Source organism: Nitratireductor sp. J20-h4 (assembly GCF_056780505.1).
This window is the reverse complement of the sequence record NZ_CM165557.1, coordinates 2,298,639-2,310,424: the sequence shown is the minus strand read 5'-3', so window position 1 is coordinate 2,310,424 and position 11,786 is coordinate 2,298,639. Positions and strand designations below refer to the sequence as shown.

The window sequence follows — 11,786 nt, the reverse complement described above, 5'->3', positions numbered from 1 at the left end:
GGCGATCCTAGTGAAGCTTGGGCGTGGCGCCCTGGCCTTTTTCGTCGATCAGTGCGCCGCGATGGAAGCGCTCGAGCGTGAACGGGGCGTTGATGGCGTGCGGGGCGTCCTTGGCGATCGTCCAGGCAAAGGTCCAGCCCGAGGCCGGCGTCGCCTTGAACCCGCCGTAACACCAGCCCGAATTCAGATACATGCCCGGCAGCGGGCCGGTGGTGATGATCGGCGAGCCGTCCATCGACATGTCCATCACGCCGCCCCAGGAGCGCAGCAGACGCACCCGGGCGAGGCCGGGAAACAGCGCCACCATCTCGCTCATCACCTCCTCCACCACCGGCAGGTTGCCGCGCTGGGCGTAGGAATTATAGCCGTCGAGATCGCCGCCGAAGACAAGGCTGCCCTTGTCGGACTGCGACATGTAAAGGTGACCGCCACCGAAGGTGACCACCGTGTCGACGAAGGGTTTCAGCGATTCGGTGACGAAGGCCTGCAGGACATGGCTTTCGATCGGCAGGGTGTCGATGCCGGCCAGTTTCATGACGCGGCCGGTCGAGCCGGCCACGGCGACGGCGATTTTCTTGGCCCGGATTTCGCCGCGCGTACTCTTGACGCCGACGACGCGCTCGCCCTCGCGCAGAAAACCGGTGACCTCGCAATTCTCGACGATGTCGACGCCGCGCCGGTCGGCGCCGCGCGCATAACCCCAGGCGACCGCGTCATGGCGCGCCGTGCCGGCACGCGGCTGCAGCAGGCCGCCGACGACGGGAAAGCGGGCCGATGCGCTCAGGTCGACGCCGGGTGCCTTTTTTGCGATCTCGGCCGGGGTGAGCCATTCGGCGTCGCCGCCGCCGTGCAGCATGGCGTTGCCACGGCGGATATAGTCGTCCGCCTGGGCCGGCGAATGGGCGAGATTGAGGATGCCGCGCTGGGAAAACATCACATTGTAATTGAGGTCGTGCGCCAGTTCCTCCCACAATTTCACGGAGAAATCGTAGAAGCGGATCGATTCGGGCAACAGATAGTTGGAACGCACGATGGTGGTGTTGCGGCCGATATTGCCGGAGCCGAGCCAGCCCTTTTCCAGCACCGCGACATTGGTGATGCCGTGTTCCTTGGCCAGATAATAGGCCGTTGCCAGCCCGTGACCGCCGCCGCCGACGATGACGACGTCGTAATCGGTTTTCGGCTCGGCCTTGCGCCAGGCCGGTTTCCAGTCGCGATTGCCGTTCCAGGCGTTCTTGATAAGGGAGAAAAGGGAATATTCGGCCATGGTGCCTGTCCGCTCGCAGTCGGTGCGACACTATAGGCCCGCAATCCGGTCGGAAAGCCTGGAATACGCCGTCGCCTTTCGCTGGACCGACCATACCGCCCCGGCCATCGCCTCTGGCCGGCTTGCCCCATTGAAGCGGTGTTACTAATGATGGAGCCGAAGCCGATTGCCCGTGGGCGGAAGTAGCGCGTGAATTTATCCTTGTTTCGATTTGTCCGTTTTTTTCTCGTCGTGGCCGGGCTGGCGCTCGCGACCGGCAGCGTGGCGGGCGCACCCGCGCGCGCTCAGACGGAGACCCCCACCGCCGCGGCCGGCCAAAGCCTGCTCGACCGGCAGCGGGCGGCGATCGAAGAGCTGATGAAGCGAAGCGAGAACCTGCAGCGGCTGGTCGAGCAGAACGCGACCGACGATGCCCGGCTGGTCGAATTGCGGCTCGAGCTTGAAGACCTGGCGGCCGCGTTTCTCGGCGCGGGCGTCGAATTCCGCCCGCGCCTCAACGAGATCAACCTGCGCCTGGACGCGCTCGGGCCGGCGCCCGGCGAGGACCAGCCGCCGGAGCCGGAAATCGTCGCCGAGGAGCGGGCGGAGCTGGTGCAGGAAAAGGCCGAGATCAATGCGCTGCTCGGCCGCGCGGAAAGCGAATCGCTTCGGGTCAACCGGCTGATCGACCGGATCAGCGCCATGCGCCGCGACCTGTTCACCGACACGCTGTCGAAACGCTACGACATCGTCGCCGCGCTGAGCCCCGGCACGCTGGACGACCTGGTCGCAGAAGCGCACGATCTCTACAGGGCGTTCGCGTCATGGTTGCGTTTCGTTGTTACCTTCAAATGGCAGTCGGTGCTGATCGCGACCCTGCTGGCGCTGGCGGCGGCGGGGGTGATCCTGTTCGTCGGCAACCGGTTCTTTTCGGGCATGGTGGAGGTCGAAGAGGATCATCCCGCGCCGACCTATCTGTCGCGTCTTTCCGTCGCCTTCTGGTCGACCCTGCTGCCGTCGGCGTCGCTCGCCGTTTTCTTCGGCGCCAGCTACTTCTTCTTCGATTATTTCAACGTGCTGCGCTCGGATATCGCCGCGATGCTGTCGACCTTCGCCCAGGTCGCGGTGATCGTGTTCTTCGTCAACCGGCTGGCGCGCGCGGCGCTGTCGCCGGCCCGCGCCGACTGGCGGCTGCTTCCCGTCGATTCGAAATCCGCCTTCCGCCTGTTCTGGCTCGCCTGGATGACGGCCGTCATCAACGGCCTCGACGTGGCGATGAACAAGATCAACCAGGTAATGGGCTCGCCGCTGTCGCTGACGATCGCCAAGAGCCTGCTCGCCACGGTGATCGTCGGTGTGCTGGTGACGCTGATCGGGCTCGTGCGTCCGGCGCGCCCCGACGAGGACACGCCGGGGCCGCGTCGGCTGAGGCCGCTCAACTATTTCTTTCTCGTGCTCGGCATCGGCACCACGGTCGCGGCGATACTGGGTTATATCGGCTTTGCGCGTTTCCTGTCGAAGCAGATCGTCATCACCGGTGCGATCGGGGCGACGATGTATATCGGCTTTTTGTCGGCGAGCGCGATTTCGCGCGAGGGCGCCTTTATCGATACCGCGCTCGGGCGTTTCGTGCGCCGGCGCTTCCTGCTCGAGGACATTTCGCTCGACCAGCTCGGTCTCGTGGCCAGCGTGTGCACGAATATACTGATCGTGGCCGTCGGCGTGCCGCTGATCCTGCTGCAATGGGGGTTCCAGTGGGGCGACATCACCAGCTGGGCCTACAGGCTCGCCAACGAGATCACCATCGGCTCGGTCTCGTTCTCGCTGATCGGCATCCTGACCGGCGTTCTGGTGTTCGCGCTCGGCTATTTTCTGACGCGCGGCTTTCAGGGCTGGCTCGACGGCTCGGTGCTGACGCGCGGGCGCGTGGACGCCGGCGTGCGCAACTCCATCCGCACGGCGGTCGGCTATGCCGGCATCGCGGTCGCGGCGCTGATCGGCGTTTCGGCTGCCGGCATCAATCTGTCCAATCTCGCGCTGGTCGCCGGCGCCTTGTCGCTGGGGATCGGCTTCGGACTGCAGAACATCGTGTCGAATTTCGTCTCCGGCCTGATCCTGCTCGCCGAACGCCCGTTCAAGGCGGGCGACTGGATCGAGGCGGGGGCGGTGACCGGCACCGTTAAGCGCATCAGCGTGCGCGCGACCGAGATCGAGACGTTTCAGCGCCAGACGGTGATCCTGCCCAATTCCGACCTGATCAACGCCGCCGTCGGCAACTGGACCCACCGCAACAAGCTCGGCCGCGTCGAAATCCGCATCGGCGTGGCCTACGGCTCCGACGTCAAGCGCGTCCACGACATCCTGCTGGAGATCGGACGTGGCCATCCGCTGGTTCTGAAAAATCCGGAACCGTTCGTGTTTTTCGCAGATTTCGGCGCTTCGTCGCTGGATTTCGAGCTCAGGCTCTATCTGTCCGACATTTTGAGCGGACTTTCGGTGCAAAACGAAATCCGCTTCCAGATCGTGGAGGCCTTCGAGCGCGAAGGCATTGAAATTCCGTTCCCGCAGCGCGACATCCACATCAAGAGCGGGACAGGCGCCTTGGGAAGCGCCGCGCCGCCGGTCGAAGCGCCCCGGGCCGCGGCGGCGGCAAGAAACGAGCCCGAGGCGCCGGACGCCGGGGCCGAGCCGGCCGCCAAGGAGATCAAACCGCGCCGCCGCCGTCGGCGCGCCGTCGATCCCGACAGTTGAGGACGGACCGGTGCGACCACCGCGGCTTCGGCGGCAGGCGGGGCCTGATCGCCCGTTCAGTTGCCGTTCAGCATGGAAACCCTATAGACTGGATCGAAAGCCGAGCCACGGCTCGCCGAACCAATGAGAGGCGGTGGAAACACCGGACCCGATAGATGAACAGATCCATCATGATCCTCGCCGCCCTGCTTGTCGCGGGCGGGCCTGCCTTCGCGGCCAGCATCGTCAATCGCGATTCGGAGCCGCGCACGGTGATCGTCACGGAGGGCGGCACGCAGAGCGAGCTCGTTCTGGCGGGCGGCGAAACTGTGCAGTTCTGCCCCAATGGCTGTTTCGTGACCATGCCGAACGGCGACCGCGAGGCGCTGACCGGCACCGAGGCGGTCGAGATAGATGGCGGGCGCGGGCGTATCCGCTAGCCGCTCCTGCCATCATCGCAGCGCGGGCCGGGCCTTTGTCCGGCCTTTTATCTTTCCAGCTAACCGCCTGTTAAGCCTGGGTTTCGAAAAGCCGCGCCCTACCGGCGGCGCGGCGGCCCGGATTCAGCTTTTTGTAGGGCAACTGCGGCTAGACCTTCGCCAGACGGCGCACCCGACGACCGGTGTGCCCTGCTTGTGAAGGTTGCCTGATATGGATGCTCGCGCCGACCGAACCGCCATCCCGCTTGCCGTCGACCTGGACGGCACGCTGATCGCGACGGATCTTTTGTGGGAAGGGCTTTTCCTGCTGCTGCGCCAGCACCCGCTCGCCTTCCTCCTGGTGCCGTTCTGGCTGCTTGGCGGTCCCGCGCGGCTCAAGAACGAGATCGCGGCGCGCGTCGACATCGATCCGGCGAGCCTGCCTTACCGCGCGGCGGTGGCGGCGCGGCTGGCGGAGGAAAAGGCGGCCGGGCGCCGCATCATCCTGGCGACCGGCACGCCGCGCAAGTTCGCCGAGGCGATCGCTGAACATCTGGGCCTGTTCGACGACGTTCTGGCGACCGAGGACGGCGTGAACCTGACCTCGTCGCGCAAGCGCGCGCGGCTCGTCGAGACTTTCGGCGATGGCGGGTTCGACTATGTCGGCAACAGCCGCCACGATCTCAAGGTGTTCGGCGCCGCGCGCGAGTCGATCGTGGTCGCGCCCGATCGCGCGGCCGCGCGCTGGCAGGCCGCCCATGGTTGCGAACTCGTGCCCGGCGAGCGGCCGGACCTGCGCGCCGTCGTCAAGATGCTGCGCGTGCACCAATGGCTGAAGAACACGCTGATTGCCGTGCCGATGGTGCTGTCGCACGAATATCTCAATGTCGAGATGGTCGTGGCGTGCCTGATCGCCTTCTTCTCCTTCAGCACCGCCGCCTCGGCGATCTACATCATCAACGATTTCTTCGACCTGGCGCTCGACCGCAAACACCCCACCAAGCGCAACCGGCCGTTCGCGTCCGGTCGGCTGTCGATCCCGTTCGGCCTTGCCAGCATCGTCGTCCTGCTGGCGACCAGCACGGTGCTGGCTGCGCTGCTGGACCCGCAGTTCTGGCTGGTTCTGGCGGGGTATCTGGTCGCAACCACCGCCTATTCGGTGTCGCTCAAGCGCATGCTCCTGATCGACGTGCTGACGCTCGCCGGCCTCTACACCATGCGCATCCTCGGCGGCGCGGCGGCCACGGGAACGGAGGTCTCGTTCTGGCTGCTCGCCTTCTCGATCTTCTTCTTCCTGTCGCTGGCGCTGGTCAAACGCTTCGTCGAACTCGACGATGGCGAGCTGGAGCGCGGCGTGCGCCTGGCCGGACGCGGCTACCGGGCCGAGGATATCGACATTATCGGCCAGTCCGGTGTCGCCTCGGGGTTTGCGGCGGTGCTGGTGCTTGCGCTCTACATCGATTCCGGCAGCGTGCGCGAACTCTACGGCGAGCCGTGGATGGTGTGGCCGCTGGCGCCGATCGTGCTCTACATCGTCATGCGCATCTGGGTGCTGGCGCGCCGCGGCGAGATGCATGAGGACCCGGTCGTGTTCATCATCCGTGACTGGCGCAGCCAGCTCGTCGCCGGTTTCGGGGCGTTGCTGCTGGTAGCGGCGAGCATGTGATGAAAAACGGTCTGCAGAGTTTCGGACGGCCGAACGCGGCCCGGCAATCGGCGCTGACGTTCGAGGAAGCGGCCGGCCTTCTGGCCTCCGGCGAGGCGCGGGCGCGAAGCCTGCTCGCCTTCGGCAATGGCCGCAGCTATGGCGACACCTGCCTCAACAGTTCCGGCCGGCTGGTCGACATGCGCCCGGCCGCGCGCATTCTGGAATTCGATCCCCAGACGGGCATTCTGGAGGCCGAAGCCGGCGTGCTTCTGGCCGACATCATCGCCCATGCCGCCCCGCACGGGTTCCTGCCGCCGGTGCTTCCGGGCACGCAATGGGTGACGCTGGGCGGCGCGATCGCCAACGACATTCACGGCAAAAACCATCACCGGCGCGGCACGTTCGGGCGCCATGTCGAGAGGCTTTCACTGCTGCGCTCCGACGGGCGCGCGCTCGAATGCCGCGCCGACGCGAATGCCGATCTCTTCCGCGCCACGATTGGCGGAATGGGATTGACCGGGCTGATCACCCGGGCCGTAATCCGGCTGATGCCGATCACGGGGCTCGATATCGAGCAGAATGTGCGCCCGTTCGACCGGCTCGACGACTATTTCGCGCTTGCCGAGGCGGCCGACGCGGCCAATGAATATGCTGTCGCCTGGATCGATCAGCTCGCCACCGGCGCCAAGGCCGGCAGGGGCCTCTTGCTGACGGGCAATCACGCCGACGGCGGAACGTTGCACTACGATGTGCGCCCGGCGCGGCTGACCGTGCCGTTCCAGCCGCCGCTCAACCTGCTCAACCGGCCGGCGCTTAAGCTGTTCAATGCGGCCTACCGGGCCAGGACGGCGCGCGGTAGCGGGCGGGTCAATGCGCGCGGCTTCTTTTTCCCGCTCGACGGCGTGGCGGCCTGGAACCGGCTTTATGGACCGCGCGGACTGCATCAGCACCAAAGCACCATCCCCACGGATACGGCGCGCGAGGCGGTTCCGGCCCTGCTGGCGGCGGCGCGCCGGGCCGGCCAGGGCTCCTTCCTGACCGTGCTCAAGCGGTTCGGAGACCAGCCATCGCCCGGGCTGATGTCGTTTCCGCGCCCGGGCTACACGCTGACGCTCGATTTTCCCGATCTCGGTGCGCGCACCCTGTCCTTACTCGCCGAACTCGACCGCATCACCGTTGCGGCTGGCGGTGCGGTCAATCCCTACAAACACGCCTTGATGGCGCCGGACGTTTTTTCGGCCTCGTTTCCGGCCTGGCGGCAGGTCGAGGCGCTGCGCGACCCCGCTTTCATGTCGGATTTCTGGCGGCGCACGGTGGCTGAGGGCTTGGACGCGGTCGCACCAGCGCGAGCCGCCGCGGAATAGATAAAATGGAACGAAAATATGGTTACCAATAAGTATATCTGATTTTTATCCAGAAAATACAACGGGATTCACGAATATTTCTTATTTTGATATTATATCGAGCATGAATGTGGTGGTGACATGAAATATATCGGATTCATACTGTTTACGGTGATGACCAACGCCGCGGCCCAGCTCATGCTGAAACACGGCATGATGTCGATGGGGCCGCTCTCGTTCGCGGGGGTGAACCCGGTCCTCAAGATCCTGCAGATCGTGTTCAGCCCATGGGTGTTCTTCGGGCTGCTGACCTTTGTGGTCTCGATGGCGTCGCATCTCTTCGTGCTGTCGAAGGTGGAGTTGTCCTTCGCCTATCCCTTCCTGAGCCTGGCCTATGTCGCGGTCGCGGTGTTTGCCTATTTCGTTTTCCGCGAGGATCTGAACGCGCTCAGGATCGCCGGCATCGCCTTCATCTGCGTCGGCACCGTGCTGATTGCCCAGAGCGGGCGGACGCACGACGAGCCGGCCACCGTTTCTTCCCCGACCGTACAGACCAGTGAGTTGACCCGATGAGACATGTGATTTTCGGCGGCGACGGATTCGTCGGCCGCCATCTTGCCCCGAAACTGCTGGCCGAGGGCCAGGAGGTGATCGTTGCCGATATCGTGCGCAGCGAGTTGCCGCATTACGGCCAGGCGCACTTCATTCATTGCGACGTCACCGACAAGGCCTCGGTCGCCGCGGTCGGACTGAAGGCCGACGACATGGTTTACAATTTGTCGGCCAAGATGCTGTCGCCGATCCAGGTTCGGGCCAAGCGGCACGATTTCTTCTGGCCGGTCAATTACCACGGCACGGAAAACATCATCCAGGAAATGGATGTGAGAGGGTGCGGCCGGCTGGTGCATTTCACCACCGACATGATCTATGGCCATACATTCGTGTGGCCGCAGACCGAGGACCATCCGGCCAACCCGCTCGGCGAGTACGGGTTGTCGAAGCTCAAGACCGAGGAACTCGCCGCCGAATGGCGCGCGCGCGGCATGAAGATCTCGCTGTTCAGGCCGCGGCTGATCATCGGGCCGGGCCGGCTCGGCATCCTGGAAAAACTGTTCAAGCTGGTCGACCTCAACCTGCCGGTGCCGATGATCGGCTCGGGCAAGAACCCCTACCAGTTCATCTCGGTGTTCGACTGCGCCGAGGCGGCCAGGCTCGGCTGGAAGGCGGGCGTGCCCAACGAGGCCTATAATCTCGGCTCGCTCAACCCGCCGCCGGTGCGCAAGCTGCTCGGCGACCTGGTTCGCCACGCCGGTTCGAAATCCTTCCTGCTGCCCACGCCCGGCTGGGCGGTCAAACGCACGCTCGACTTCCTCGACCTGATCAATCTGCCGCTGATGGATCCCGAGCAATATCTGATCGCCGACGAGATGTGCGTGCTCGACGTGTCGAAGGGCGAGCGCGAGCTGGGCTGGGTGCCCGCATACAACGATGGCGACATGCTGATCGCCGCCTATGACGAATATCGCGCCAAGCGCGAGGGGCGCGCCGTGCCCGCAACCCTGCAGCCGGCGGAATAAGGAACCAACAGATGACCGTGATGGCCAAGCCTGAAATCAAGACCGCGCGCGCCATGGTGGACGCGCCCGAACTCGCCCCTGCAAGACTGCCCAAGCCGGAGCTTTTGTCGGTCGAGGACGCCAAGGCGCTCGACGTGCCGCGCATGACGGAATTGTTCAAGGCGCATCTCAATCCCGGTCAGCTTCATTTCATGAAGCTGCTCGGCTTCCACAAGGTGAAGATCGAGCGTGCCGAAGGCATGTATTATGTCGACCAGAACGGTCGCAAGATCCTCGACTTCTTCGGCGGGTTCGGCTCGCTCGCCTTCGGCCACAACCACCCGCGCATCCTCGAGGCGCGCAAGAAGTTCCAGGACGAGAAGCGCCACGAGATCGCGATCGCCTTCATGTCGCAATATGCGGCCGCGTTCGCGCACAATCTCGCGCAGTGCTCGCCCGGCGATCTCGACATGGTGTTCTTGGGCTCGTCCGGGTCGGAGGCGATGGAAGCCGCCGTCAAGCTCGCCGAACGCGCGGCCGGCCCGAAGCGGCCGAAAATGGTCTATGCGGAGAATTCCTTCCACGGCAAGACCAAGGGCGTTCTGGCGATTACCGACGGCCAGCTCTACCGCGCCGATTTCCGCCTGCCGGGCGACAATGTGCGCGTCCCGTTCGGCGACATCGACGCCATCGAGCGCGCCTTCCGGTCCGATCCGGAGATCGGCACCATCGTGCTTGAGACGGTCCAGGGCGGCGGCGGCATTGTCCAGGCGCCGGCCGAATTCTGGGTCAAGCTCAGGGCGCTGTGCGATCAGTACGGGGTGATCTGGGTCGCCGACGAGGTGCAGTGCGGCTTCGGGCGCACCGGCCGCTTCTACGCCTTCGAGCATTACGGCGTCGTGCCCGACATCACCGCGCTCGCCAAATCGCTCGGCGGCGGCAAGACTGCGATGGCGGCGATGATCGCCCGCCGCGAAATCTACATGAAGGCCTATGGGGCGCCGAAGACGGCGATGATCCATGCCGCGGCCACCTTTGGCGGCATCGGCGAGGCGTCGATCACCGCGATCGAGGCGATGAACATCCTTTATGACGAGGGGCTGATCGACAATGCCGCCGACACCGGCGCCTATCTGCTCGAAAGGCTGGACGCGCTGAAGGACAAATATCCCAAGATCATCAAGGATGTGCGGGGCAGGGGCCTCATGGTCGGCCTGGAATTCCAGGATTTTTCGCAGACCTTGCCGATGGTGCTGCGGCCGATCGTGGGCGTGCTCGACGACAAGCTCAAGGGCTCCTTGTCGGGCTTCGTCGGCGCGCTGCTTCTGCGCGATCACGACGTTCTGGTCGCCTTCACCGAATATAACCGCAACGTCATCCGGCTCGAGCCGCCGCTGATTTGCGGCCGTGAGCATGTCGATGCCTTCGTCGACGCGCTCGACAGCCTGCTCGGCCGCGGCATCGTCGCGATCGTGAAGGATTTCGTGAAAAGCCAGATGTCCTGAGGACGTCGAGTAGGGGCGGGGAGTTTCGAGATGAACACAGCGCAACGGGCCGAGCGCAACAGCCCGATCGGCTGGGCGCTCACCACGCCGGTCGTGGGGGCGCTGCTCGGCCGGATCGCGACCAAGACCGTCTTCGACAGGCTGGCGGCCGTCTTCATGGTGGTCGTCATCCTGGGGACGGCGCTTTATGCCTGGGTGCGGCCCGACTATAATTGGGACATGGTCGCCTATGTCGCCTCCGCGCTCGAAAACCGGCATACGGAGGCGGCGGACCTGCATCGCGAAACCTGGGCCGTGATCGAGCCCGGCGCGCGCGAATCGCAGCTCTACCACCTGAAATTCAGCAATCCGTACAATTTGAACCAGTGGGAAAATCCCGAGGATTTCCAGTCGCAACTGTCGATGTACCGGGTCAAAATCGCCTATATCGCGCTGCTGCGCTGGCTCGAACCGCTGACCGGGCTGGCGACGGGCTCGATCCTTCTATCGATCCTGCCTTCGATCGGGGTCGGTTTATTGTGCCTGTGGTGGCTGGGGCGCAACGACGCCTGGCAGGCGGCGCTGTTTGCGATGCCGTTTTTGCTGGTGGCCGACTACACCCATATGACCACGGCTGTCACGCCGGACATGCTTCTGGCGCTGGTCTCGCTGGCCGCGATCCTGCTTCTGGCCTCGGGGCGCGATCTGCCCGCCTACGGGCTGCTGTTTACGTCGGTGCTGATCCGGCCGGACAATATCGTGCTGGTGTTCGCGCTGCTGATCGCGTCGGTGCTGTTTCGCTGGCGCGCCCTGCCGATGCTGACCACGTTCGCGGTCTCGCTCTTGACCGTCATCCTGATCCAGAAACAGGGCGGCCATCCGGGCTGGTGGGCGCATTTCTATTTTTCCTGCGTCCAGATCCAGAATTCGATGGCCGGTTTCGCGCCCGACTTCTCGATGGTCGATTTCGTGCGCGGCTATGTGCGCGGCGTGCTCGTGGCGCTGATGCACAATGACTGGCCGGGCCTGTTGCTGGTGCTGGTGGCGGCGTGGGCGCTGCTGGCGCGCGCCGGGCGCATGACGCCGCGCACCAACATGCTGGTGTTCGCGCTGGCGATCGGCACGCTGGGCAAATTCGCCAGTTTCCCGCTGCCCGACGACCGGTTCTATTTCGTCTTCACCGGCGGCATGGTCGTGCTTCTGGCCGCGCGCTGGCGGCCGCGCTTCGACCTGTCGCCGGACCGGTAGTTTCGCCGGCCGGCCGGCGCACCCAAAATCCGGTAAAAGGCCGCGCCCGTCGCGGCCTTTTTTCTGGCGGCGGGGGGCGGGACGCGCCAGACCTTGTGCCGCTGTCGGCCGT

Annotated in this window: 9 protein-coding genes; 8 read left to right on the top strand and 1 reads right to left on the bottom strand. The window is 64.9% G+C overall.

Annotated features, from left to right (window positions below; translation table 11 throughout):
* Positions 1–7: 7 nt before the first annotated feature.
* A complete protein-coding gene (locus ACT2B0_RS11255) occupies positions 8–1,267 on the bottom strand; it encodes a sarcosine oxidase subunit beta family protein (RefSeq protein WP_473464738.1) in 1,260 nt (419 codons plus the stop codon).
* A gap of 201 nt (positions 1,268–1,468) precedes the next feature.
* Between ACT2B0_RS11255 and ACT2B0_RS11250 the strand changes: the two genes are divergently transcribed.
* The 8 genes from ACT2B0_RS11250 to ACT2B0_RS11215 all read left to right on the top strand — a co-directional run bounded on the left by ACT2B0_RS11250 (position 1,469) and on the right by ACT2B0_RS11215 (position 11,674).
* A complete protein-coding gene (locus tag ACT2B0_RS11250; protein ID WP_473464735.1) occupies positions 1,469–3,997 on the top strand; it encodes a mechanosensitive ion channel domain-containing protein in 2,529 nt (842 codons plus the stop codon).
* A 155-nt stretch (positions 3,998–4,152) separates the two neighbouring features.
* A complete protein-coding gene (locus ACT2B0_RS11245; RefSeq protein WP_348117481.1) occupies positions 4,153–4,416 on the top strand; it encodes a hypothetical protein in 264 nt (87 codons plus the stop codon).
* A 211-nt stretch (positions 4,417–4,627) separates the two neighbouring features.
* Positions 4,628–6,061 carry a UbiA family prenyltransferase gene (locus ACT2B0_RS11240; protein ID WP_473464733.1) on the top strand — a complete coding sequence of 478 codons (1,434 nt, stop codon included), beginning with the start codon at positions 4,628–4,630 and terminating at the stop codon, positions 6,059–6,061.
* Positions 6,061–7,407 (top strand): FAD-binding oxidoreductase, encoded by a 1,347-nt coding sequence (locus ACT2B0_RS11235; RefSeq protein WP_473464730.1) that lies wholly within the window; start codon positions 6,061–6,063, stop codon positions 7,405–7,407. The genes ACT2B0_RS11240 and ACT2B0_RS11235 overlap by 1 nt, the downstream gene beginning before the upstream one ends.
* A gap of 120 nt (positions 7,408–7,527) precedes the next feature.
* Positions 7,528–7,959, top strand: a complete 432-nt coding sequence (locus ACT2B0_RS11230) for a DMT family transporter (RefSeq protein WP_473464728.1) — start codon at positions 7,528–7,530, stop codon at positions 7,957–7,959.
* Positions 7,956–8,963, top strand: a complete 1,008-nt coding sequence (locus tag ACT2B0_RS11225; protein ID WP_473464725.1) for an NAD-dependent epimerase/dehydratase family protein — start codon at positions 7,956–7,958, stop codon at positions 8,961–8,963. The genes ACT2B0_RS11230 and ACT2B0_RS11225 overlap by 4 nt, the downstream gene beginning before the upstream one ends.
* Before the next feature lie 53 nt (positions 8,964–9,016).
* Positions 9,017–10,447, top strand: a complete 1,431-nt coding sequence (locus ACT2B0_RS11220; RefSeq protein WP_473465925.1) for an aspartate aminotransferase family protein — start codon at positions 9,017–9,019, stop codon at positions 10,445–10,447.
* Between the two features lie 30 nt (positions 10,448–10,477).
* Entirely contained in the window at positions 10,478–11,674 is a 1,197-nt protein-coding gene (locus ACT2B0_RS11215; protein ID WP_473464723.1) for a hypothetical protein, read from the top strand.
* Positions 11,675–11,786 lie beyond the last annotated feature (112 nt).